Raw genomic sequence first — 25,417 nt, 5'->3', positions numbered from 1 at the left:
TCTTATGAGAATTTTTTTGTACAGAAGGTTGACAAAAGCACGATACTGTTATATAATTATATAATGTATCATAATCGAATCCCCTGCCCTTTTGTACCGCAGAAACGGCTCGGATTTCGAGGAAAAAATAATGTATCTACATCTTACTAAGGAGTGATCAGCGCACATGGTGAATGTCAATGTAAAAGACGTCAGACTGGGTAAGAATACCCGAAAGAGCTTTGCCAAGATCCGTGAGGTACAGGAAATGCCTAACCTCATCGAGGTGCAGAAAAACTCGTACAAGTGGTTTATCGAGGAGGGTCTGAAGGAGGTCTTTGAGGAGGTAGCAGCGATTACCGACTACAACGGCAACCTTGAACTTTCATTCGTCGATTACCGAATCGACCCCACCCCGAAATATACCATCGCGGAATGCAAGGAGCGCGACGCTACTTATTCCTCGAGACTTCACGTAAAGGCACGCCTCAGAAATAACGAGACGGGCGAAGTGAAGGAGTCAGAGGTATACATGGGCGACCTGCCGAAGATGACCGAGAGCGGTACTTTCGTTATCAACGGCGCGGAGCGTGTAATAGTATCACAGCTCGTTCGTTCGCCCGGCGTTTATTTCAACTTCGATAAGGATAAGACAGGTAAGGACCTGTTCAACTCTACCATCATCCCGAACAGAGGTGCTTGGCTTGAGTATGAGATGGACTCCAATGACGTTGTCTATGTCCGCATCGATAAGAACAGAAAGATACCGATCACTACCTTCATCCGTGCGCTCGGTATCGGTACCAATGAAGAGATCACCGACAGATTCGGCGTTGACGAGAGACTGAATCAGACTATACTCCAGAAAGACCCCACCGCTAACAAGGAAGAGGCTCTTCTTGAAGTGTACAGAAAGCTCCGCCCCGGTGAGCCGCCTACAGTTGAGAGCGCTCAGACCCTGCTGCATAATCTGTTCTTCGACGACAAGAGATATGACCTCTGCCGTTTCGGACGCTATAAGTACAACAAGAAACTCGGTATCGCTTCGAGACTTGCGGGTCACACCGTTTCGAGACCGATCATCAGCCCCGTAACAGGTGAGCTGCTGGCTGAACCGGGTCAGACACTTCGCTACGAACAGGCTTACAATATCGAGAACGCGGGCGTTATGGAAGCCTTCGTTACTACCGAGGCTAAGGAATACTACGTTTCCGAAGAGACGGGCGAGACCAACTCCAGAATGGTCGAGCGCGAGGTAAAGATCATCGGCAGCGGTATGGTGGATATCTCCGAATATATCACCAGGGATCCCAAGAGCATCGGCGTCAGCGAGAAGGTGTACTTCCCGATCCTCAAGGAGATCCTCGACTCCTGCGAGACCGAGGATGAGGTCATCGAGCAGGTGCAGGCACGCATGAACGAACTCGTTCCCAAGCACATCATCCTCGACGATATCATCGCTACTATCTCCTACTTCCTCAACCTCTGCGAGGGCGTTGGTACCGTTGACGATATCGACCACCTCGGCAACAGACGTATCCGCTCGGTGGGTGAGCTGCTCCAGAACCAGTTCCGCATCGGCTTCACCAGAATGGAGAGAGTTATCCGCGAGAGAATGAACGTTCAGTCTCAGGATGCGGAGATACTCACCCCGAGAGATCTTATCAATATCAGACCTATCTCTGCGGCTATCAAGGAGTTCTTCGGAAGTTCTCCTCTGTCGCAGTTCATGGACCAGAACAACCCCCTCGCTGAGCTTACTCACAAGAGAAGACTCTCCGCACTGGGACCCGGAGGTCTTTCGAGAGACCGCGCAGGATTCGAGGTCCGCGACGTTCACTATACACACTACGGAAGAATGTGCCCTATCGAGACTCCTGAAGGTCCTAACATCGGACTTATCTCGTACCTCGCATCCTTCGCAAGAATAAATGAGTACGGCTTCATCGAGGCTCCCTACAGAAGAGTTGACAAGGAGACGGGCGTAGTTACCGACGAGGTAGTTTACATGACTGCCGACGTTGAGGATAACTACATGATCGCTCAGGCGAACGAGCCCCTTACCGAGGACAACAAGTTTGCAAGAAAGAAAGTTAACGGCAGATACAGAGACCAGATCCTTGAGATAGACAACGAGCATATCGACTTCATGGATATCTCGCCTAAGATGGTCGTTTCCGTCGCTACCGCGTGCATCCCCTTCCTTGAGAACGATGACGCGAACCGTGCTCTCATGGGCGCGAACATGCAGAGGCAGGCTGTGCCGCTGCTCAAGACCGAATCGCCTATCGTAGGTACAGGTATGGAATACAAGACCTGCCTCGACTCGGGCGTTGCAGTCGTTTCCGAAAAGGCAGGCGTCGTAGAGAGCGTTGACGCAGACAAGATAGTCGTTCGTGAGGATGACGGCAATCTGCGTACCTATGAGCTCATCAAGTTCAAGCGCTCCAATGCGGGTACCTGCACCAACCAGAGACCTATCGTTGACAAGGGCGAGCGCATCGAGGCTCACCAGATCATCGGTGACGGTCCTGCGACCTCCAACGGCGAGCTCTCGCTGGGTAAGAACGCCCTCATCGGCTTCATGACCTGGGAAGGCTACAACTACGAGGACGCTGTACTTCTTAACGAAAACCTCGTAAGACAGGACAAGTACACCTCTATCCACATCGAGGAGTACGAGATAGAAGCAAGAGACACCAAGCTCGGACCCGAGGAGATCACAAGAGATATCCCCCAGGTCAAGGACGAGTATCTTGCAAACCTTGACGAGAACGGTATCATCCGCATCGGTGCGGACGTAAGACCCGGCGATATCCTTGTAGGTAAGGTAACGCCTAAGGGCGAGACCGAGGTTTGCCCCGAACAGAGACTGCTCAGAGCTATCTTCGGCGACAAGGAAAGAGATGTCCGCGACAACTCCCTGAAGGTTCCTCACGGTGAGTCGGGTACGATCATCGACGTTAAGGTGTTCACTAAGGAAAACTGCGAAGAGCTGTCGCCCGGAGTCAATATGCTGGTGCGCTGCTACATCGCTCAGAAGAGAAAGATCTCGGTCGGCGATAAGATGGCGGGCCGTCACGGTAACAAGGGTGTTGTTTCGAGAATACTTCCTCCCGAAGATATGCCGTTCCTTGAGGATGGTACTCCCCTTGACATCGTGCTGAACCCCCTCGGCGTTCCTTCGCGTATGAATATCGGTCAGGTGCTCGAAGTACATCTTGGTATGGCTGCAAAGGCACTTGGCTGGAAGATCATGACCCCCGTATTCGACGGCGCACACGAAGAGGACATCAGAGCCTGCTTCAGAGCCGCTCAGGAGAACTACCTCGAAAACAGAGGCAATACCGATAAGTTCGAGATCCACCCCATGAGCGACGTCATCAACCCGAATGCCATCAGTATGCACGAGGACGGCAAGTTCACTCTGTACGACGGCAGAACAGGTGAAAAGTTCGACAACAAGGTAACGGTCGGCTATATGTACTACCTCAAGCTCCACCACCTCGTTGACGATAAGATACACGCAAGATCGACAGGTCCGTATGCACTGGTAACTCAGCAGCCTCTCGGCGGTAAGGCACAGTTCGGCGGACAGCGTTTCGGTGAGATGGAGGTTTGGGCACTGGAGGCTTACGGTGCTGCTTACACCCTTCAGGAAATACTCACCGTCAAGTCGGATGATAAGGACGGAAGAGACAAGACCTACCACGCTATCAGCGATGGTCAGAATATCCCGAAGCCCGGTATCCCCGAGGCATTCAAGGTACTTGTCAAGGAGCTCCAGTCGCTGGGTCTCGACCTTGAGATATCCGACAGCGAGGGCAGGACCCTCGAACTGATGCAGACCAGCATGAGCGACGAGCAGGAATACAGAGGTCCCGATATGAACCCCGACGTATTCAATTCGTTCGACGAGGATGAGATGGATTCCCTCGGTCTGCACGAGGTAGGCTCTCCCGATGAGGAGACCGAGGTCGTTTACAGCACCGAGGATGACGAGAACCTCATCAACGATGAGTACACAGGCGGTCCGAGTGACTTTGACAACGAGGACTATTGACCGACGCCGTGAGATCTGGGTGCGGAGCATACAGGCTCCGTACTGACCTCACTTCAATACAGAAACAACAGAGGAAGAGGGTACGAATTTGGAATCTAACGTTTTTGAATCTATAAAGATCTCGCTTGCTTCACCTGATAAGATCAGAGAATGGTCTTTCGGCGAGGTCACCCGCCCCGAGACCATAAACTACCGCACGCAGAAGCCCGAAAGAGACGGCCTTTACTGCGAGCGTATCTTCGGACCGACCAAGGACTGGACCTGCCACTGCGGAAAGTACAAGCAGCAGAAGTACCAGAAGGGCAAGGTCTGCGAGCGCTGCGGCGTTGTTATCGCAAAGAAGGACGTAAGACGTGAGAGAATGGGACACATCGAGCTTGCTGCTCCCGTTTCGCATATCTGGTACTTCAAGGGCACACCTTCGAGAATTGGTCAGATACTTGACATAAGCCAGAAGAGACTTGAAGAAGTCCTGTACTTCACCAAGTATATCGTTATCGACGGCGGCAACACCAGCCTTGAGGCTAAGGAGCTGCTGAGCGAATCCCAGTATCAGGAGCTGCTCGTTAAGTACGAGGCAAGCGACTTCGAGGTAGGTATGGGTGCCGAGGCTATCAAGGCACTCCTCGAAAGATACGCAAGCCTTGACGAGACTAAGGAATTTAACCTTTACAGACTCTCCAGAGAGCTGAAGGAAGAACTGGACGGACTCGCTCCCGGTCAGAAGCGCATCAAGCTGCTCAAGAGACTTGAAGTAGTTGAGGCGTTCATCAAATCGAATCAGGAGCCTTCGTGGATGATACTCGAAGCGCTGCCTGTTATCCCGCCCGACCTGAGACCTATGGTCATGCTGGACGGCGGCAGATACGCGACTTCCGATCTGAACGATCTCTACAGACGCGTTATCAACAGAAACAACAGACTTAAAAGGATGCTCGAGCTTGAAGCTCCCGAGATCATCATCCGCAACGAGAAGAGAATGCTCCAGGAAGCTGTTGACGCTCTTATCGACAACGGCAGACACGGCAGACCTGTTACGGGCCCGAACAACAGAGCGTTCAAGTCCCTGTCGGATATGCTCAAAGGTAAGCAGGGACGTTTCCGTCAGAACCTTCTCGGTAAGCGTGTTGACTACTCGGGACGTTCGGTTATCGTTGTCGGCCCTGAGCTGAAAATGTATCAGTGCGGTCTGCCGAAGGAAATGGCTCTTGAGCTGTTCAAGCCCTTCGTTATCAAGAGACTCGTTGATATCACAAAGAACGGCGGCAACGGTCAGCAGCTCAACATCAACGGCGCAAAGAACGCTATCGAAAGAGTTGAACCTATCGTATGGGACGCCCTCGAAAACGTAATTCAGGGACACCCCGTACTGCTCAACCGTGCGCCTACACTTCACAGACTCGGTATCCAGGCATTCGAGCCGATACTCGTAGAGGGCAGAGCTATCAAGCTGCATCCTCTGGTATGTACGGCTTATAACGCGGACTTCGACGGCGACCAGATGGCGGTGCATCTGCCTATCTCGCCCGAGGCTCAGGCTGAGGCTCGCTTCCTCATGCTCGCAGCCAACAACCTGCTCAAACCTTCCGACGGACGCCCTGTTGCTGTTCCTACTCAGGATATGGTACTGGGTTCCTACTACCTCACCCTCCAGAAGGACGGCGAGCTCGGCGAGGGCAAGGTGTTCCGCGATGTGAACGAGGCTCTGATGGCTTACAACAACGGCGACGTTTCGCTGCACGCAGCTATCAAGGTCCGCATCACCAAGCAGCTGGGCGACAGACAGGTATCCAAGATCGTGGACGCTACTGTCGGCAGGCTCATTTTCAACAGCATCATCCCTCAGGATCTCGGCTTTGTTGACAGGACCAACTCCGACAAGCAGTTCGATCTTGAGATCAGCTTCCTTGTTAAGAAGGGTCAGCTCTCGACCATCGTTGAGCGCTGCATCCAGCAGCACGGTACTACTCACACCTCCGAAGTTCTTGATAACATCAAGGCTCTCGGCTACAAGTACTCCACCAAGGCTGCTATCACCGTTGCGGTCTGCGACGCTACCATCCCTGAGGAGAAGAAGGATATCCTTGCTCACGCAGATTCCGAGATCGCCAAGGTGGACGTATGGTTCAAGCGCGGTATGATCTCCCGTGAGGAGAGGTCGAAGCAGTTCATCGCGATCTGGAACAAGGCTACAAACGAAGTTACCGACGCCCTGAAGCGCGGTCTCGACCCCTACAACCCCATCAACATGATGGCGGACTCGGGAGCTCGTGGTTCTATCAACCAGATCAGACAGCTGGCAGGTATGCGCGGACTTATCGCGAACACCTCGGGTTCCACTATCGAGCTTCCTATCAGAGCTAACTACCGTGAAGGTCTTACCATTCTGGAGTACTTCATCTCCTCGCGAGGCGCACGTAAGGGTCTGGCTGATACCGCTCTTCGTACCGCTGACTCGGGTTACCTGACCAGACGACTCGTTGACGTATCGCAGGATGTTATCATCCGTCAGGAAGACTGCGGCACCACCAACGGTATCGACGTATTCGAGATCAGGGCTGACAAGGAAATGATCGAGCCTCTGACCGAGAGACTTGTGGGCAGATACCTTGTTGAGGATCTGAAGGATCCCAAGAGCGGCGAGGTCGCTGTTTCGAGAAACAGACTCATGACCGAGCACGAGGCGGAGAGAGTTGTCTCCATCATGAATGCTACGGGCAGAGAGAAGATAAAGATCCGTTCGGTACTTGCCTGCAACGCAAAGAACGGTGTTTGTGCTAAGTGCTACGGCGCTAACCTTGCTAACGGCAAGGTCGTAAGAGTCGGTGAGGCTGTCGGCGTTATCTCCGCGCAGTCCATCGGTGAGCCCGGTACACAGCTTACCATGCGTACCTTCCATACGGGCGGTATCGCATCGGCAGAAGATATCACACAGGGTCTTCCCCGTGTCGAGGAACTTTTCGAGAGCAGACGTCCGAAGGGTGCGGCTATCATTACCCGCATCGACGGTACTGTCCGCATCACCGAGGAGAAGAAGATGCGCCACGTTATCGTGACCAGCGAAGACCTCGACAATCCTGCTCAGGAGAGCTATCCTATCCCCTACGGCTACAAGCTCAAGCCCAACGTTGTTGAGGGTGCTTTCGTCCTGAAGGGTCAGCCTCTTACCGAGGGTTCCATCAACCCGTCGGATATCCTTGCTGTTAACGGTGTTGAGGATGTTCAGAACTACATCATCACCGAAGTTCAGAAGGTTTACCGTTCGCAGGGTGTTGATATCAACGACAAGCACATCGAAGTTATCGTTCGTCAGATGATGAAGAAGGTCAAGATCGACGACAGCGGTTCGAGCTATCTGCTCCCGGGCAGTCTCGTAGAAAAGACCGAGATCAACACCATCAACGAGGAGATCCAGAAGCAGATCGACGCAGGCGACATCAACGCTCGTCTCATCACCACTGTTCCTGTTATCCAGGGTATCACAAAGGCTTCCAGCTACTCCGACTCCTTCCTGTCGGCTGCATCCTTCCAGGAGACCACAAAGGCTCTTACCGACGCGGCTATCAAGGGCAAGACCGACCACCTCGTTGGTCTTAAAGAGAACGTTATTATCGGTAAGCTGATCCCTGCGGGTACAGGTATGGACGTTTACAACAGTGTCGAGGTTATCAAGAATGAGACTCACTCGGCTAACAGTGTCAGCGATCCGTTCTCGTTAGTATGATCTCGCAGCTCTTGTATTATAATAGTACAATAGAATAGCGAACAATACCGCACAGTCTTTTGTTTAGGCTGTGCGGTTTTTTGTGTTGTGTGGGTTTTGGGCAAAAAAAGAGCCGCATCGCGGCTCTTATTTCAGTTTATGCAGGTAGGTGGGGGTGGTCTCTTCCGTTTTGCCTGTGAATATCAGATTCAGATCTTTCGTCATCTCAGCGGCACAGGTCGTCTGCTGGAACATATTCTTGTTCGTACACCAGACATTCCCGTTCTTCACTGCCTTCATCTCGGCAAAAACAGGACTTAACGCCTTTAACTCATCAAGCGTCTCCAGCTCGCCCGTCGTCGTGCTGTTGTAGATCAGCACATCCGCATCCTTCGCCTTCTCGTAAAACACCTCAAGCTGGATATTCATCGTCGAAAGCGCGTTTTCGCTGACTTCCAGATCGGCGGCGGTGAAAAGATACTTACCCCCTGCCAGCTCGATCATCTGCGAGATGTAGTCCCCCGGCTTGCGGATGTTCACATAGCCGTTCGGACTGACGTAGAAAAACGCCGCAGTCTGACGTTCCTCTTGCGGCAGGTCGGTCAGCTCCATGCTGTTGAAGATCTCAGCCTTCTCGTTGAAAAACTGCTCCGCCGCCGCGTACTTTCCCGTCAGCAGACCGTACAGCTTTATCCACTCCATGCGCCCCAGCGGATGCGTCTCGTAGCTCGAACGCTCCACCATCACGGGGATGCCCAGCGCTTCGAGCTGTTCGCGGACTTCGGGGGTGTGGTATATCATCGTCGATTCGATGGCGAGGGGGCACCGTTCCGAAGTCAGGAACTCGTAGTCGGGGGCGCTGTATTTGCCGACGTAGCAGATGTCCTCGTCGGCGATGGCGTTGACCACCTTCGGCAGCGACCAGTCGTCCACTTCGGTGGAGGTCATGCCGATACTGCCGAGCCCGTCGATGGCGATGAACAGATCCATCGCGGAGGACGCCGCAAGGTAGATGTTGTCGAGCGGCTGACGGATGACGGTATATTCGGAGGAATCGGGAGGGGTGTCGGCGTTTTCGGGGACGAGCAGGTAGCTGTCATCGCCGATGTTTATGAGTTCGTAACCGCCGTCGCAGTGCCTGACCGAGAACATCTTCGCGTAGGAAAGCTCCATCTCGCCCGTGACCGTAAGGGTCGGGGGCGGTTCGGGAACGGATGTCTCAGAGCTTGGGGCAGTCTTTGCGTTTTTCGCAGGCTGTGCGCAGGCGGTGAAGAGCAGTATGCTGACGGCTGTCAGCAGAGAGAGGGCTTTATGAGTTATCATACATCAAGTTCAAAGAAAAGGGTATAGTCGATCTCGTGGGCGGTGCTCATGGCGGTGGTATCAGCCTTGACAGGCATCTTGTAGTTGAAGCCGAGGACGGGGATGTCGAATGTCGAGCCGCCTTCGGTGGTGACGGGGAGATACTTTTCGCCGTCAACGATCATGTAGTCGTACTTGTCGCTCGACCAGACGATGTGAGCGGTAATGGAGCCGTCAGCGCCTACGGTCACCTTGCAGGGGGAAGCGACGGTCGCCTTGCCCGAGCCGCCTTCAAGGGTGACGTTGATCTCATACTCGCCCTCTTTAAGGCCTGCGGCTTCGGGGGTGATGACGCTGCTCGCGCCTTCCGCGAAGGAATCGGCGGAGAGGGAATCAGCGCGGAAAACAAGCACTCTGCCGTACCATGTCTCCTTGCGCTTGCTGAATGCGGCGCAGTTTATCTCCTTGTCGAGAGCCTCAACGGGCACGGTGAAGGTGTGGACTTCGCCTTCCTCGACGTAGGGGATGCGGTCAGCCTCGGCGGAAGCCTGCGCCTCTTCCTCGGTACCCATGAAGAGGTACTCGTAGCCCGTGCCGTTCATGTAGAGCTTAGCGGTCATCTTGCCGTCGGCAACGGTGAGCTCGCAGTCGTTTATCTTGAACATGGAGGAGCTGGAGTCAACGGCGATGTGGTAAACGCCGTCCTTGAGCTGGTCAGCGGTGACGGGGGTCATGCCCTCGTAGCCGACCTCTTCCTGAGGAGCAAGGACTTTTTCCTCGGATGAAGTGTCATCCGAGGAAGCGTCCTCGGATGAAGCGTCCTCCGACTCCACTGACTCGTCAGCCGAAGCGGCGGCAGTGGTGGTAGTTGTTGTGGTGGTAGTCTCAGCAGAGGAGCTCTCATTCCCCGAGCCGCATCCCGCGAGCATCAGAAGCGCCAGAAGCGCAATAACAGCATTTCTCTTTTTCATAACAGACCTTCCTTTTCATCAAATATGGTGCACCAATATCACCCGCCCCGCTGTGTACTGCCGCAATAGATGATTTATTCTACAGAGTGCGGAGCTTATTGGGGGAGACCCTTTTGAAAAAGGGTCTTCCCCCAAACCCCCTCACTAAAACTTCTGATTTTTTTGGCAGGGGGTATCTCTTTTTGAAAGAACTGCAAAACTTAATGTTTTGTGCTGTTTTTCGTAGAAAGATACACCCTGCCAAAAAATATTAAAAGTCTTTGGAAAGGGGTCTGGGGAAGAACCTTTCTTCAGAAAGGTTTTCCCCAGTGAGTTCTGCACTCTGTAGGATAAATTATCTTTTACAGCAATACATATCGGGAGGTGATATTTGTAAAGGCGGAGGAGTGATCCTCCGCCATACAAACAGAATAGAGAAGTTAGTTTATATTCATTATTTCAGCGAGTCGATAGCTGCCTGAGCGTGAGCCACGTAGAGCTTGCGGATATCCTCGTTCTCGCCGAGACCGCGGAGCAGGCACTCTACCTTGAAGCCCTCAGCCTCGAAAGTCTTCTTCCAGGAGTCGTCCTCGTCGCCGGCCATATCGTTGTTAGCGTGGTCGCCTGCAACCACCATCAGAGGTTCGAGCACTACGCGCTCATAGCCGCCTGCCTTAACAGCCGCAACTACATCTTCGAGCGAAGGAGTAGCCTCAACAGTACCTACGAAGTAATTCTTGAAGCCGTCAGCGGTCAGGAGTTCCTGCATCTTAGCGTAAACGCCGTTGGACTCAGCCTCGGTGCCGTGACCCATGAACACGATAGCGGTCTTGCCGTCGTCATACTCGGAAGTCCAGTCGGTGATAGCCTTCTCGACAGCCTTGAAGTCCTCATCGGAAGTCAGGAGCGGCTGACCGATAGCGATCTTATCGAAAGCGTCGGCATACTGTGCGATCTCGCTGACAACGTCGTTGTACTCAAGACCGTTCATAAGGTGAGTCGGCTGAACCACGAGGGTCTTTACGCCGTTGGAAACAGCTCTGTCGAGGGCTGCCTTAACGTCGTCGATGAGGACGCCGTCGCGCTTGTTAACGTGGTCGATAACGATATTTGCGGTGAATCCGCGGCGTACCGAGTAGTCGGGGAATGCAGCTTCGAGGGCGTCCTCGATAGCGCCGATAGTCATACGGCGGCTGTCATTGAAGCTGGTACCGAAGCTGATGACCAGCAGTTCGGACTCGCCGATCTCGTCCTGATTGCGGACATTATCAAGGGATGCGTCGCCTGTGTTGTAATTTTCCTCATCGTCAGCCTCAGACTCAGCCGTGCTCTCGGCAGCGCTTTCCTCAGCGGAAGAAGCGTCAGCCTCGCTCGATGCGGTGTCTTCTGTGCTCTCCTCTTCGGAAGAGGTGTCAGCAGCGGAAGCGGCAGTAGTAGTGGTCGCTTCGGACGAATCCGAGTCGGAATCGGAGCTGTTTCCGCATGATGTGAATGCCATAGCTGCAACGGTGAGTGCAGCGAACATAGCGATAACTTTTTTCATTTCTTATTACCTATCCTTTCTGATAGGCACGGTCGTCAAAAAAGCCCCCATTCTCACGGAATGAAGGCAACGCAAACAAACCCCTCAGCACTGCCGGATTTTCGGCAAGGGGTCTGATAACGGTACGATCAATGCCTCGTGACCTGAGCCGAACGGCTCTGTACCAGCAGCAACGGCAGGTTTCCCGACTCACGCTTCAACGCCCATGCGTCTGCCTTCCCGATTTCTCAGTGACTCCGCGGGGTCTCCCCTGCGAAACGGCGCACAGCTCCGCGCTCACGGTGACGAGATCGCTCGGGACTTTCACCCGATTCCCTTTTACCCTTCTCCGCCGCCCGAACGAGCGACCGAAGGCACCGTCTGCTTTTGATTTTATGTTCATGAACACTTGTATTATAGCACACTCCGACCAAAATTGCAAGCAATTCCGCAAAGTTTAACCTTATAAACAAATTTTTTGTGATTTTTGCGTATTTTGCGACAGTTTACACACTGTGCGGCACGCGTCGGAAGGGCTTTTGGGGTAAAATATAAACATTTTGTAAACAATAAATTTTTCCCGAAAAACCTATTGACAAACGCTTTTCAAAGTGATATAATATTAAAGTCGCAAGGGACAAGACAAAAACCTGAACGACAACAACAGAATATGCGGCAGTGCTGGAATAGGCAGACAGGCACGTTTGAGGGGCGTGTGTCTTTGACGTATGGGTTCAAGTCCCATTTGCCGCACCAAACATTAAGGCTCTGAAATGACGTTATAGCGTTGTTTCAGAGCTTTTTGTTTTGCCCGGAAACCGCGTTTGTCCATCACTTGTCCATTGTTGTAACTTCGTGCAGCTTTTAGCCTGCCTGCGTCTTTTTCATTGTAATCTTGGGCGGTTCGGTCGGGTCGGGTTCGGGCTTCTTCTTTTTGGAGAAGTCGAGAACGTTCGCTATCGCGTCACCTGCTCTTGCCTGCGCCTGCTGGAACGTATGACAATAAATGGTAGTCGTCGTTCCGATAACGCTGTGTCCTAACGCGCTCGACACCGCAGCCGCGTCCACGCCCTCGTTGATGAGCGAGCTGGCATAAAAATGACGCAGGGAGTGTATGTCGCAGAAGCGGAAGTCGTTCGCCTCACAAAACCGTTTGAACCATATATAAGGTGTATTATTGTTCATCGGCAGCCCACAGTCCTGCACGAACAGGCGGTCGGTGTACGTCCACGCCGTCCCCATCGCGATGCGCTCCTTGTCCTGCACCGACTTGTAGTCACGGAGCAAGTCCATCACAAGCTGTGGAAATTTGAGCGACCTCTGCGACTTCTTCGTTTTCGTAGTGTCGGTATAGGTGCCGCGAGCCTTCGTGTAATTGCTGGTGCGCCTTACGCTGATGACGTTATTATCAAAGTCAACGTCCTTCCACTCCAAGCCGAGCAGCTCACCGCGGCGGAATCCGCTGTAAATTGCAAGCGTGAAGAACGTGCGGTACTTGATCGGAGCCTTTTCCAGGAGAACGAAAAGCTGCTCGACTTCCTCAAGCGTGTAGATCTCCTTCTCCTTTTTCTCACCCTTTGGCACGCTGACCTTCGCGCAAGGGTTCTCCGAGAGCATATCCATTTTGACCGCATACGCCAGCACGTCCGAGATGAAGCTGAGGTGGTGAACGACCGTCTTGCGCGACAGCGGCTTGTCGCTTCGGAGATTCTTCCCGTTCACAGCGAGGTCGTTGATGAACTGCTGGATCTGCCGTGCCGTGATCTTGTCGAGCCTCATGTGCCCGATTGCGGGATACACCCGCTTGGTGAGGTTCTTCATTCTTTCGAGCGAGGTGCTGCGAAGGTTGAGCTCCGCGTATTCCTTGAACCACTGTTCTGCGAATTCCTCGAACTTGACGTTCGTGACCACCTGACCGTGAAGGCACTTTTCCTCGAACAGTATCGCCTGCTTCTGAACTTCCTTCTCCGCCTGTTTCTCGGTCATGCCCGCAGGCGGTCTCCAGGTCATCGACTGCGAGATCTGCTCGCCTTTCGCATTATAACCGCAGCCGACACGAATCTGATATGTATTTCCTCTTTTTCTAATGTTTGCCATTGTCTGATTCCTCCTTTAATCAGACCTTTGACATCTCTACACTTCCATTATAACACGTTTCGCGTGGTAAAGCAATACAGTGATTGCGTTAAATTTCTGTGTATTGATGGGGGTCTGCCTTTGTTCTATCGGGTTTTCTTTCTGTTTTTGATGGGGTACAAGAAGTTGGCAAGCTTTTCCTTGAGGTCGAACTTCTCAACAAACTCCATGACCCTATCATATTTCGCCTTGAGCGCAGAAAGCTGATCTGTCAGCCCCCGCACCTGCGCCCTTAGCTTGTCAATCGTCTTATGGAGTGCCGACCTCTCGTCCGTCCATAAGGCTTTTTCTTTATTCAGCGCTTGCAGTATCTTGTTCAGTCGGTATATCTCGTCATCTTTTTCAGCCGAATCATGCTCGGCAGCCAACTCTTTCTTTGCAAGTTCAACGATGCTGTTGTAGTCCATCTCCGAAAGCGTGACCTTATCGCCGAGCATAGAGCGTTTAATGTTAATGCTGTCAATGTCGTTGATTTGCGCGATTTTTTCTGTGGTCACGAGCAACAACTGCTGATTGACGGCAAGCTGTTGGTTGGTGTTCTCCAATTCCGCAGATTTATCCTTGATATCCGAATCTAGATGCTCGACGGCTTCCGACTTCCTCGCAAATTCCTTATCAAGTCTATCAATAGCATTATCAGCATCACGAAGAACCCTCTCGGTTGATTCCAGCTGATGCTGAGTACACTCAACTTTGTTTTCAAGCACCGCGATCTCACGGGCTCTCATCTTCTTTTTGTAATCAAGGACATCAAGGTGCTGCTCATGTGTCCCGAGCTGTTCCCATTCGATACCGTATCCCTTCATGGTCTCGGCAAGCATCTCCTTCTCATGCTCGACCCACTGCTTGGTGCAAGTATTCATCTTGCCCTCGCCTTTGAAGCCCTGCTGTTCGAGAGCCTTCGACAGTGAGTTTCGAGTAGATAGTCCCCTCGTCTGATTTGTGGCAAACGGAATGAAGTTTATGTGGACGTGGGGCGTTTCCTCGTCCAAGTGAATGACGGCATTGAACACTCGGATATGCGGATTACGCGCCTGAAATTCCTCGACAAACTGCCGCAGGGCTTTCGTCGCGAGGACAGCTTCGGGAGTTCCGCAATGGGTGTCCTCCGTGTTGCCGATTTGGAATATCAGCTCATAGAACGGCTTCTCTTGCTTGCTGTGATTTATGTGCTCGTAGTAGTTTTTGATACGTCGGTCTTTACGCTTCTGCTTTGCATTGTACTTATTTAGAGCCTCGTCAAATAATTCGTGATAGACCGTTTGAATGTCATCGTGCACCAGCGTTATATTTTCTTGTGTGCGGCTCTTATCGACATTCGAGGTGATGAACACTCGGTTGTTGTGCCCGATGCTGCCCTTGTCGATACGTCCGCTGATACTTCTTTTTATAATCATTTCTCCTTTCGTGGGGGGGACAAAGATTCTGTGAAAATCGGCTGCCACTACTAACGCAAAGATACTTTTGTCACTCCTTTTGGGAGCGACAAAAGCCTTTGCGGCAGCGGTTCCTCTGCACCCCTTTGGTCGGGCTACGCCCTCCCTTGCGGTATCGGGCGTTGCCCGATTATTTTATGCGCACACCGCGCCGAGATATTTCAGCAGACTGTCCTTGCTGACGAGAATCTTCCCGCGAGTACCTTGCCCGCACCTTATGTATTTCACCTTTCCTTGCTTGACAAGCATTCGGACAGTGTGTTCCGTCAGCCCCGTTACGAGCGCTGCGCACTCTTTGACGGTCAGCATCTCCGGCAGCGCAGGCTTGCTCACAGTAATGGTCGGGGTATCATCCTCGACTGAAATCATCTTTTCCAACAATGCGGACACCGCCGCTATTATTTCTCTCTTTTGTTTAATCGTCAATAATGGTCTCCCTTCGCTTTGCTATCTCCTCAATCTTCTCCAACATATCGAGCTGCTTATCCTCGTTAAGCTCAAACCTCAGCCAGCGGACGAGTGTCTGCTCCGATACGTTGAGCGCGTGCGCCAGTTCCCAGTGACGGACACCTCTTGCTTTCAGTTCATCTCTGATGATCGTGTTTGCCTTTGCCATGTTGCATCTCTCCCTTTCATTTTTGCGCTGCAAGCCCTGAACCCTAACGCTGAGTGGAAAGCGAAGAAAGATAGGGCTGCGGCTGTTTTACTGCTTCATAAGGTGTGATAGTATTGCTACTCCACCCTTCATTATTAATTATAGCAGATAAAATTGGCTCATGCGGTATGTTCCAAAATCCGAATTTTTTCTTGAAATGCAGTTGGAAATTTCATATGTGGAATAATGATGATAATAACAGCTGTGCAAATTCTGAATAACTGATGTGATATAATACTATCAAGAAAAGTTTTAATTGTCCCACATTGCGGACATTACTTGTGATATAATTATAGTAGAGATAGATTTAATAATGCTAACAAAGGAGATGTTCAGATGAAATTAACTATGGGCGAGAAGATCAAGGATATGCGTGTTGAGCGTCACATGACCACAAAGCAGCTTGCGCAGGCAACGGGCATTTCCGAGCCTGTGCTGAACGGTCTGGAGAACGATCTCGGACGTGATGTCGGGTACAGTCGTATCGTTGACCTTGCCAAATTCTTTGAAGTGCCGACGGACTATCTGCTTGGGTTCACTGAGAGCCGCATCACGAAGAACATAGAGCTGAAAGAGCTGGGGATGTCCGACAGAGCGATAGAAGTCCTGCTCGCAAAAAGGCAGGACAACGAACTTCTGAGTCAGCTTATCGAGCACGCCGAGTTCACCAACCTCATAAATGCTATCGATATTTACGTCAAGCAGCTTGCAGCCAAGTCGATCAATACGATAAATAACCTCACCGCGGTCGTGCAGCGAGGTGTGGAGAATTATGCGACGGGCGCAGGTGTACCCGATGGTTACGGTGAGGCTATGAACTACATCAACGAAACTAAGGTCGATGAGGACGAGTTTTTGAGGTATCGCATTACAGAGCGTTTCAATCAGATCTTGCGTGATATTTACGCTGATAATAATGCTAAGGTGCAGGAGCAGGTGCCGCCCATAATCTCAGATACAAACGATATGACCGCACACATGATAGATGTGCTTGACATGGTCAAGGCGGGAACAGCGCAGATAGAAACGCCAGATGACGCAATTCGGATGATGATGGAGCGAATTGGGGTGAGTGAGACAGAAATGCAGGAAACAATAAAAAGTTATTTTTGGGATGATTAAGCACATTGATTATGCAAATTGATGTGAAGAGTACTTATTATTGTAATTTTCTTTGCATACTGAAATGGAATCCATTTTTATAACGGCGGTATCTCTTGTGCTATAATAATAAAAATAAAACGATCGGCAATATTATTTTGTAAATTGTTGACAAGAAGTGAAATTCATGGTACAATATAATTAATTACTAATTTTTTATAAAAGGAGCTATGTTATGAAAAAAATAATAAAACACATTTGCATGACTCTTGTTGCTGCGATTATAGCTACAATGATAGTGCCTTCGATGCCTTTGGCGGCTGATGATGGGAAAATAATATATGACCTTAACGGAAATCTTTATGAATTCGGTGAAAAGAGCGACTATTCTATCGATACTAAGATCCCAGCAAATAAAATTGAAGGTGCTACAGAGCTTGGATCTTTGTCGATCAGCGGAGATATTTCCAAGACTTATACTAAAGACAAATATACAGCTTATGAGATAGAGGATGAAGGTCTGTTTTCGCTATCTTATAAGTACGATAATTATTTGGCTAATGCTGCTGATACAAAATGGCATTTAGAATCAGACAGCAGTAAAAAAATAATTGTTGATGACAAGGAAATTGATCTCGATAAGAAAATAGGTAAGGGCGTTATTCTTCTTCAAACATCTCTCGATGGTAAAAGTTGGGTGACGAATCCTGCTTTTGTAAAAACAGATCTTTCAGGAGATCATTCATTTAAAAAGAATAAGGCAATAAACAATATTCAGCTTGTAAACGGTTGTTATTATCGTGTGATCGTTGCATATAAGACAGCAAAAGCAAATAAAGGGTCATTTGATATAACGGATATTACAAGTACTAAGATGCCTGATACCGAGTATAAAAAATATGCAGAAGTGTATAGTTTTTATGCAAGCTACAAGGATACCGATAATGAGGTCACGGGAGAAAAGTATTATTTTGCAGTCGGACCAAAAGGGAAATACACAAGTAAAACCAAAAAGAATAACTATTCCGGTTCGGAAAAGGTCGATGCCAAAGATCCTCATTACGGCTGGGATCTTGGTGAATTTTGTCTGAGTGGATATACCGATATAGGTGACAGTGATGATGTATTCTTAAAATCTGTTGGAGATAAGATCAAGCTGACATTTTATCTAAATTATGACATTGAGAAGCTGAACAAAAACAAAGATCTGAAAATTGAGAATGATGAAAAGGGTTCTGATGAAGGTTTTCAAATAACTTCACATAATATGGGGCGAGGAGAGCTTATTATCAAACATACAGATTCTGAAAACAAATCTACAATAATGCAGTATTCGGATTATCTGGCAGCTCTGGCATCACCGTCTGCCGATACCACGATACAGCTTTTTGAAGAGGGCGATTATGAGGTACATCTTGATTACGCTATAACCGAAGATGGGATTGTTGATTCAACCACATATTACAGAACAGCTTTTAGTTTCAGGATAAGAAATAGTAACTGTATGGTTTATTTATTTGATACAGTTTCAGGTAATGAACTGCAAAATAAGGACATAACCGAAAATGGTTTCAGAATAGATACGGCAATGTCAAGCTATCCTAAGATCACCATTAAGAAAGAAGTGCTGAATGACAGTGCAACGGGAATGACTGCTGACACACGTTTTAACAGATCAGCAACTGACGGTGAGGAATTTTCTGATGAAGGTATATATACTGTAACAGCGGTAAACAGATTCAACGATCAGCTTAAAACAGAAAAAATGATCTATGTAGGTTCAAATTCTATAATGACTGCCTATATAAAGCACTATAATGAAAATACAAAGGAATATGAATATTCGATTGAAGAACTCAACAGACTTGTCAACGAGGAACACGCTGAGATACAAAGCAATGGAGATATAGTTATTCCGGCAGTACATGAGGAGAGCATTGAAGATTCAAGTTCAGAGAGCAGATCTGTTTCTGAAAAAGCAGTATCTGCTGCTGAACCAGCGGTAAAGAGTGAACCGAATAAAGATGGTTCTGAACAGATTTCTTTAATGAGATATATTCCTTATGCAGCAGGCGGAGGAATGATTATTGTTATTATGATAATTGTTATCTCCTCAAAGAAAAGGAAGAATAATAAGGAGTGATTCTTATGAAAAAGCTGATCGCATTACTGACTTCAAGTGCTATGCTGCTTACCGGCTGCTCAATTTCCGGTAATAAAACGGAAGAATCATCAAAAGAAAGCACTCAGATAGAAATGAATGAGCAAAAACAAGAGAGCATACCTGGTTTATCAGCAGACTGTTATTCTGAGGAATATGTAGAGAATCTTGCATTTACTTCGCTTGATGACGAGGATCTGAAAAGATATTTTGAGGATAGTGTTTATTCTCAGCTTGTGGATCAGCTTGACAGCGATGAATACTTTGTCGAGAATGTTGAAGCGGTATATATTTCAAAGGAATATCTTGAAGAAGTGGAATATAATTCTAAAAAGAATGTATATTTCGGATATGCACTTGCTGATCTTGATGAAGCGTTTCAGGGAGAAAAATATATTTTCACGCTCGACGAAACCGGTCAGACAGCTGTAGTGCCGTATGAGGAATACGATGATTCATTTGAAAAAGTAGCTCGTAATGTTGCTGTCGGAACAGGAGTTATACTTATATGCGTTACTGTTTCTGTTGTATCAGCCGGAGTAGGAGCCCCGGCAGTAAGTATGATATTTGCCGCATCCGCAAAATCTGCCACAACATTTGCACTTTCATCCGGAGTAATAAGCGGTGTTTCAGCAGGAGTGGTCGAGGGAATTAAAACACATGATTTTGACGAAGCTGTTAAAGCGGCTGCTCTTAAAGGCAGTGAAGGCTTTATGTGGGGTGCTTGTGCAGGTGCAGTTGCAGGCGGTGCTGGTGAAGCGATCGCATTAAAAGGTGCTACACTTAATGGTCTTACTATGAACGAAGCGGCAGCTATCCAAAAAGAATCGAAGTATCCTCTTGATGTCATCAAGGAGTTCAGCAGTATGGAACAATTTGAGATATGCCAAAAGGCTGGTCTTAAACCAAAAATGATTAACGGTAAAACAGCTTTGATAAGGGATATTGATCTTGATTTTATAGCGAAAGAAGCAGGTGGAAAGACTAATTATCAGCTTATGCTTGAAGGAAAAGCTCCTTTTGATCCGACCGGAGTAAAGTATGAGCTTCATCATATCGGACAAAAGAACGATTCAACGCTTGCCATTCTTACTCAGGAAGAACATCGTCTGGGAGATAGTTATAGTATATGGCATGAACTGATCGAGGGCTCGGAAATCGATAGGAATGCGTTCAATACTATTCGGACAGATTTCTGGAAGGATATGGCTGTTATTTTAGCTGCATAATCACTATACACGCAGAAGGGGCTGTTGCGTTGCTGCAACAGCTCCGGTTTTATAATCAAAAGGAGTAATGAAAAATGCCAGACACCTATAAAGAACCAAATAACATAAGGATCACATACGTTGCAAGTTTCCGGATCTGTCCGTTATCACGAACGGAGAAATGAACTGCGTCAATGAAAACGATAGGATAAACCGCATTAACAATGTAAATAAAATGCAAACATCAGAGGAATATCTTTGAAATACTTGACTGGGTCAGTATTTACATATAATAGATAATTTATATAAAATTCGGTAATAAATCACATTATTATTTGTGATATAATAATATAAATTGTTACTTTTACCATGTCTGGATTGAGTTTATATAGCTTCAATTTATAAAGTTCATTGAACCTGTCCGCTAATCATCGTGCGGCGCATAGGTACCGTACAGATCTATTATGTATTTTTATTAGAAAGGCAGTATAGTTTATGTGTGCTTATTTTTCAAATAAAGAAGATTTCTCTGTTTATGATCTTAGAGAAATGTTTAATAGGAATAAGATGATTTTAATAATAGATCAAAGAGTCAATACTGAATTATTGCCAAAATGGTTCTGTGAACAAAATTGGCATTTAGTTATTTCTCTTTTGGAAGACTCCATTATATCTGAAAAGTTTCGAGAATATAAAAAGCTGTCTATAACTTCTGATACTATAGCCAAAACAGGAAAAGACAAGATATTATACATGGTTGGTCCTGATGACGATAGTGAGCTTCAAGATGAGTTGGCAAGACTTATTAAGGTATATGACAATCAAATATGTGTAATAGGTTCCGATTTTAAAATTTTAAAGTCTAAAATTATTAGAGCTATTTTTAGAAACGTGCGGCAAAGTATCAAACTTCCAAATGCTAAAATTTTATTTTTTGGTGTGGATGATACAGTTGAGTCATGTAAAGAATTTATGGATTCAGAACGTATTAAAGATTTTGACTTTAATTTTTATAAATATGAACCTTATGATAGTATTTCCGAAGAAGAAATTGCATCGCTTAAGCAAAACGATAACCAAATTATAGAAGGAGACGTTTTTTATATAAATAATAAGAGCTATCCTGTTGATAGACTTGATCAATCAATGACGCTTTCTTGGCTAACTTTGGTAAGTGAAGAAAAAACAGAGATCGGACAAGTATATTTATCAAGCAAAAGTATGCGTCGATCATTATATTCAAGATTTCTTAATTTGAGTTCCCGGGATTGTACACAGTGGTATGGATATTCCGAAAGATCAAATTTCTATATTAAAAGAGATTTTTCTGACACGCTTGTAGAACTTACATTGAAAGCTCTGTCCGGAAATATGGATGAATATGGTCGTTTTGTTCCACATAATCTTTTAGTGCTTAGTGGTCCTCCTGCATCAAGTAAATCGGTTTCGCTCGGATTCCTTGCCTACACGATATTTAATCAAAAGAAATATCCAGTCATGGTCGTTAATGCTGATACTGAAATTGACGATCAAAGAGCCACACAAATAGATAAAATGATCGAGGAAATCAACAAAATCTCTGACACAAAAGTGTTGCTCATTTGGGATAATCATGATACTGAAGAGTGCAAGAAACTTGCAGAAATGTTAAATCACAGAGGCAGAAAATTTGTGTTGGTTTGTTGCTCTTATGATTCTTGGAAAAAATCTTCAAGAGACATCAAGTATTATGACTTTAAAAAAATTGGTTCCGATTCAGTAAAGATCGTAAGGAATAAATTGAATAACAATTATGAATCTTTGATCTGTTATAATGAAAAAGAAGAAAACTGGTATATTCGTGCATCAAGGAGAGATGCTTTATTTAATGATAGAATTAGAAAAGTATTTAGTGAATATTGGAGTGATCTTAATTGGGAAAATATTGAAAGTCAAGGTTGGGACGTATTCCAGTATTTTTACTATATGATTCATGCTCTTCAGAAAGAGCTGGAGCAGGGATTGAACCAAGAACAGGAAATAATCAAGACAACTTTGGAAGATGAACTTGAGCGCATATTTGAGGACAGAATAAATAGCTCCCCAACTTTATTAAAGAACACAAACAAAGGAGACTTTGACAATATTAAGTCGGCTTTTGGCTTTTCTGAAACAGAAGAACGATTCGATGACAACAATTATGATAATATAGCGCAGAATGACAAATATACGTGGGCTGTGGAGGCTTTGAAAAAATTTCAGTTATGTATTGCAGTTTTTTCATTTTATGATATTCAGGTTCCTTCAGTACTTGCAATGGGTATTCTAGATAACGATTTGATCAATAATTCGATAGTATATAGTACAGGACGAAATGATTCCGAACTATATGATTTTGCTTCGCGCTCTATACCATGGATATTAAGAAAAGACAACGATGATGGTTTTGAATTTGTTTTTCGTAATATCAGCGAGGCACAACTGTATATAAAAAATAAGTTCGAAGACAGTGATGAAGGTAAAGAAGAGTACTTGGATTTTGTGATTGATTTACTGGATCTTTACAGTAAATACGAATCACCTGATACAAATATCGTAGATTGCTTGTGCAGACTGTTACAGTGCATCGGTCCAAATTCGCAATATAAGGAAAAAGAAGGATTTGATCTTCCTCATTATCAATATATATATAGTAATCTTAATGAGATATTCAATAAATTAGACGACTTGATCAAATCTGAACTTGATGTTGGAGATAGTTTCTTAATTACTTCCATTATTTTCAAAAGGGAGTACTACAATCATAAAGCCAAAAATGATTCCTCATTGTCAACCGATAATGAAGAATATGGGAAGAATCTGATCGAAGCTATTAAAGGTTTGCGTAAAACTGCTGAAATAACACAGGCGAATATTGTTGCTTGTGAGAATGATATTTCACATAAAGACAATAGAGTAAAGTATAGACTTATTAATGAGTTGGCAAACTGCTGCTATTCATATTGTGAGAAAAAAGATATTCTTAAAAATTTGACCTGTAAAAATGATCCTGAATTAAAAAAATGCATGAATGAATTTATGCCGGTCGATTTTGAAACGTTGGTCAAATGGATAATGGAAGCCATTGGTAATGAAAACAGTAATGGATATTATTATATTTCATTGCTAAAAGTATTTGAAAAGTGGTCGATAAACTTTAAGATTACAAAAAAATATATGTACCTTCGACTGTTGGGTGTAATCTATTCGGTATTGACCGAATCGGAAGATCTCAGGATCAATAACAGAGGCTACGGAGAAAAGGACGAACTTGGCGAGAGAAAGCAGAAATTCTATGAGGCGCTGACGGATGACAGTGAGTTAACTCTTGATGATGCATTAGATGAAACAGAGATTTATCGTGACATCGAAAAGCATTTTAAAAATGATAAGGATACATTGATAGTAACTATATGCAGCCGCGAATTAATGAAAAGCTTTAATCTTGATGAACTGTCAAAAAAGGAGTCTATGAAACGCATAGTTTCATATATGATGGATAAAGACAGATTTAAAATGCTTGTAAGCAGCAAATGCAAAAGCGCAATGGTATTGCTGTATAGAGTATTGATGAATTTGTATACCGGAAAGGATATTTTTGAAATTCCATCAGAGAGAAAGAAACTATGTATTGATTTAGACGGATGGTCTAAACTTAATAAAGTATGCAAAAAATACATTGAGTTTATTGATTCAGATGGTAAATTACGTCCTAAACCTTATATGTCGTATATGTATGCACTTTCAACGCTGTATTGCTCAGACTTTAATTTCGTTAAATGCAAAGAAATACAGCAAAAATATATACATGAGAATGATTTTGACAGTTCAAGACTGTATGAAAGAATGTATGTGCCTTATCTGCTTTGTGAGATCAATAATAATGATGATGAATCTGATTATATGAAATTCTCCGGAAAAGTCAGCTATTACGATTCGGAGAGAAAAATTGGTTATTGTATTATTGATCGTTGCGCTTCAAATGCTACATACTTTGACAATTATTTTGCATTTAGTGCTAATGATATTGCTAACAAGGGAGAAAGTATTATTGAAGGGCAAGAAATGAATGGTCTGATAATCGGACTCTCTAATACCAGATGTCGAGTTTATACAGAGGAGGGTATTAAAAGGAGGCGTGATAACCAAAGAAAGGATGTAAAATCATGAGTTCAGAATCAGAAAAGTTAACTTCGTTTCTTAAAGACGAAGTTAAGAAATTGAACGACCAAGTTGAAAAAGATCTCGATCCCAAACTTTTTCTTTTTTGTAATTATAATCCTCTTTATCTTCCGTCAGATAATGATGATTTCTGTTTTTGGCTTTTTATTGCAAATCTATACAGAATGTTGGTAGATTGCGGCTGGCTTATAAAAAGCTATATAGATTATGCAGAAAAAGAAAATATACCATTTTCAAAATATAAGGAAATGAACGAATACTATTATCTTATAAACGATTTGAGATCTTATTATTCTCATAACAACGTAGAAGTATACGGACAAACAGCCGAAAAGGCAATTAAAAAGAAATATTTTAAGAACAAACTGAATCTAAAAAATGATAATCCGGAATACGGTGATTATAAAACTATGTTGGAAGACATAGTCAAACAAACAGAGGAGTATTTTACTAATTGTAATTTCTTGATTGATCAAATTAAAAACTCATCTGATAAAGATAAAGAAAAAATAATCAAGCAGATGTATCATTTGACTTTTATAAGGTATTGCAGATATCGTGATTTGGTTTTCAATATTATTTACCTTGCAATTCATATTAACCCATCCAATAAGTTATATTACTGTGAAAATTTTTCAGCGGTACGGAGTGAATCAAAAGATAGCTTAAAAAAATGGTTAAACATAAATTATGGATACAAAGAATACGACCCAGATGGATTTTTTGGACCTCCTGAAAAGGGACAAGAATTATGCAAAGATAATTCAATACTCTACGGACTATTAGAGGAATATGTAGGAAAAAGTGAAAGTCTTCTCCCTAATGAGATAATATTCAATATTGCTCAAAAAATTGCAATGTGTTAAATAAGCCACTTTTCTATGCTAAAAATGCACAAGACATATTTATGCCTAAAAGAACAAGAGTCGCCCTCCTGCGAGAACGGCTCCTATTATGATCATTCTAATCTTATTGTAGAGATGCCAAAGGTCTTGTCCATT

Annotated in this window: 14 protein-coding genes, 1 tRNA gene and 1 riboswitch; of the genes, 8 read left to right on the top strand and 7 right to left on the bottom strand. The window is 45.9% G+C overall.

Features of this window, described 5'->3' with window-relative positions; translation table 11 throughout:
- The first annotated feature begins 166 nt into the window (after nt 1–166).
- Nucleotides 167–4,042 carry a DNA-directed RNA polymerase subunit beta gene (gene rpoB / locus BT142_RS08650; protein ID WP_072417799.1) on the top strand — a complete coding sequence of 1,292 codons (3,876 nt, stop codon included), beginning with the start codon at nt 167–169 and terminating at the stop codon, nt 4,040–4,042.
- 88 nt (nt 4,043–4,130) lie between these two features.
- Nucleotides 4,131–7,766 (top strand): DNA-directed RNA polymerase subunit beta', encoded by a 3,636-nt coding sequence (gene rpoC, locus BT142_RS08645; RefSeq protein ID WP_072417798.1) that lies wholly within the window; start codon nt 4,131–4,133, stop codon nt 7,764–7,766.
- A 126-nt stretch (nt 7,767–7,892) separates the two neighbouring features.
- Here rpoC and BT142_RS08640 read toward each other — a convergent pair whose 3' ends face one another.
- From BT142_RS08640 to BT142_RS08630, 3 genes are all read right to left on the bottom strand, one after another.
- Complete coding sequence (locus BT142_RS08640) at nt 7,893–9,068, bottom strand: ABC transporter substrate-binding protein (RefSeq protein ID WP_072417797.1); 1,176 nt, start codon at nt 9,066–9,068, stop codon at nt 7,893–7,895.
- Nucleotides 9,065–10,018, bottom strand: coding sequence for a hypothetical protein (locus BT142_RS08635; RefSeq protein ID WP_072417796.1), 954 nt, complete (start codon nt 10,016–10,018; stop codon nt 9,065–9,067). Before BT142_RS08635 ends, BT142_RS08640 begins: the two co-directional genes overlap by 4 nt.
- A gap of 433 nt (nt 10,019–10,451) precedes the next feature.
- The gene (locus BT142_RS08630; protein WP_072417795.1) at nt 10,452–11,540 is read right to left on the bottom strand and encodes a sirohydrochlorin cobaltochelatase; all 1,089 of its coding nucleotides are present in this window, start codon (nt 11,538–11,540) and stop codon (nt 10,452–10,454) included.
- Between the two features lie 156 nt (nt 11,541–11,696).
- Nucleotides 11,697–11,916: riboswitch (cobalamin riboswitch) on the bottom strand.
- Nucleotides 11,917–12,191: 275 nt separating this feature from the next.
- On the opposite strand from BT142_RS08630, the gene BT142_RS08625 reads away from it, so the two are divergent.
- Nucleotides 12,192–12,275: transfer RNA gene (locus BT142_RS08625), tRNA-Leu, on the top strand.
- 108 nt (nt 12,276–12,383) lie between these two features.
- On the opposite strand, the gene BT142_RS08620 is transcribed toward BT142_RS08625, so the two are convergent.
- The 4 genes from BT142_RS08620 to BT142_RS08605 form a co-directional block, all read right to left on the bottom strand.
- Nucleotides 12,384–13,616 carry a tyrosine-type recombinase/integrase gene (locus BT142_RS08620; protein ID WP_072417794.1) on the bottom strand — a complete coding sequence of 411 codons (1,233 nt, stop codon included), beginning with the start codon at nt 13,614–13,616 and terminating at the stop codon, nt 12,384–12,386.
- Nucleotides 13,617–13,741: 125 nt separating this feature from the next.
- Nucleotides 13,742–15,052 carry a plasmid recombination protein gene (locus tag BT142_RS08615; protein ID WP_072417793.1) on the bottom strand — a complete coding sequence of 437 codons (1,311 nt, stop codon included), beginning with the start codon at nt 15,050–15,052 and terminating at the stop codon, nt 13,742–13,744.
- A 174-nt stretch (nt 15,053–15,226) separates the two neighbouring features.
- Nucleotides 15,227–15,460, bottom strand: coding sequence for a helix-turn-helix domain-containing protein (locus tag BT142_RS18695; protein ID WP_242871954.1), 234 nt, complete (start codon nt 15,458–15,460; stop codon nt 15,227–15,229).
- Nucleotides 15,461–15,506: 46 nt separating this feature from the next.
- Nucleotides 15,507–15,707: a hypothetical protein gene (locus tag BT142_RS08605; RefSeq protein WP_072417791.1), complete on the bottom strand. Its 201-nt coding sequence runs from the start codon at nt 15,705–15,707 to the stop codon at nt 15,507–15,509.
- Between the two features lie 375 nt (nt 15,708–16,082).
- Between BT142_RS08605 and BT142_RS08600 the strand changes: the two genes are divergently transcribed.
- The 5 genes from BT142_RS08600 to BT142_RS08580 all read left to right on the top strand — a co-directional run bounded on the left by BT142_RS08600 (nt 16,083) and on the right by BT142_RS08580 (nt 25,282).
- A complete protein-coding gene (locus tag BT142_RS08600) occupies nt 16,083–16,868 on the top strand; it encodes a helix-turn-helix domain-containing protein (RefSeq protein ID WP_072417790.1) in 786 nt (261 codons plus the stop codon).
- A gap of 214 nt (nt 16,869–17,082) precedes the next feature.
- The gene (locus tag BT142_RS08595) at nt 17,083–18,990 is read left to right on the top strand and encodes a hypothetical protein (protein ID WP_072417789.1); all 1,908 of its coding nucleotides are present in this window, start codon (nt 17,083–17,085) and stop codon (nt 18,988–18,990) included.
- A gap of 5 nt (nt 18,991–18,995) precedes the next feature.
- Entirely contained in the window at nt 18,996–20,237 is a 1,242-nt protein-coding gene (locus BT142_RS08590) for an HNH/ENDO VII family nuclease (protein ID WP_072417788.1), read from the top strand.
- Nucleotides 20,238–20,711: 474 nt separating this feature from the next.
- Nucleotides 20,712–24,404 (top strand): hypothetical protein, encoded by a 3,693-nt coding sequence (locus tag BT142_RS08585; protein WP_072417787.1) that lies wholly within the window; start codon nt 20,712–20,714, stop codon nt 24,402–24,404.
- Nucleotides 24,401–25,282: a hypothetical protein gene (locus tag BT142_RS08580; protein ID WP_072417786.1), complete on the top strand. Its 882-nt coding sequence runs from the start codon at nt 24,401–24,403 to the stop codon at nt 25,280–25,282. Before BT142_RS08585 ends, BT142_RS08580 begins: the two co-directional genes overlap by 4 nt.
- The last annotated feature ends 135 nt before the right edge of the window (nt 25,283–25,417 follow it).

The organism is Ruminococcus sp. YE71, assembly GCF_900119155.1.
Taxonomy (GTDB): Bacteria; Bacillota; Clostridia; order Oscillospirales; family Ruminococcaceae; genus YE71.
The sequence above is the reverse complement of the archived record's forward strand: the minus strand, read 5'-3'. Positions and strand labels throughout refer to the sequence as shown.

What these genes read in the sequence shown, in the direction of transcription:
- BT142_RS08585 (WP_072417787.1), top strand. Translation starts at nt 20,712, where the DNA reads ATGTGTGCTTATTTTTCAAATAAAGAAGATTTCTCTGTTTATGATCTT.
- BT142_RS08615 (WP_072417793.1), bottom strand. Translation starts at nt 15,052, where the DNA reads ATGATTATAAAAAGAAGTATCAGCGGACGTATCGACAAGGGCAGCATC.
- BT142_RS08590 (WP_072417788.1), top strand. Translation starts at nt 18,996, where the DNA reads ATGAAAAAGCTGATCGCATTACTGACTTCAAGTGCTATGCTGCTTACC.
- BT142_RS08600 (WP_072417790.1), top strand. Translation starts at nt 16,083, where the DNA reads ATGAAATTAACTATGGGCGAGAAGATCAAGGATATGCGTGTTGAGCGT.
- BT142_RS08630 (WP_072417795.1), bottom strand. Translation starts at nt 11,540, where the DNA reads ATGAAAAAAGTTATCGCTATGTTCGCTGCACTCACCGTTGCAGCTATG.
- BT142_RS08605 (WP_072417791.1), bottom strand. Translation starts at nt 15,707, where the DNA reads ATGGCAAAGGCAAACACGATCATCAGAGATGAACTGAAAGCAAGAGGT.
- BT142_RS08635 (WP_072417796.1), bottom strand. Translation starts at nt 10,018, where the DNA reads ATGAAAAAGAGAAATGCTGTTATTGCGCTTCTGGCGCTTCTGATGCTC.
- BT142_RS08595 (WP_072417789.1), top strand. Translation starts at nt 17,083, where the DNA reads ATGAAAAAAATAATAAAACACATTTGCATGACTCTTGTTGCTGCGATT.
- BT142_RS08620 (WP_072417794.1), bottom strand. Translation starts at nt 13,616, where the DNA reads ATGGCAAACATTAGAAAAAGAGGAAATACATATCAGATTCGTGTCGGC.
- rpoB (WP_072417799.1), top strand. Translation starts at nt 167, where the DNA reads ATGGTGAATGTCAATGTAAAAGACGTCAGACTGGGTAAGAATACCCGA.
- BT142_RS18695 (WP_242871954.1), bottom strand. Translation starts at nt 15,460, where the DNA reads ATGATTTCAGTCGAGGATGATACCCCGACCATTACTGTGAGCAAGCCT.
- BT142_RS08580 (WP_072417786.1), top strand. Translation starts at nt 24,401, where the DNA reads ATGAGTTCAGAATCAGAAAAGTTAACTTCGTTTCTTAAAGACGAAGTT.
- BT142_RS08640 (WP_072417797.1), bottom strand. Translation starts at nt 9,068, where the DNA reads ATGATAACTCATAAAGCCCTCTCTCTGCTGACAGCCGTCAGCATACTG.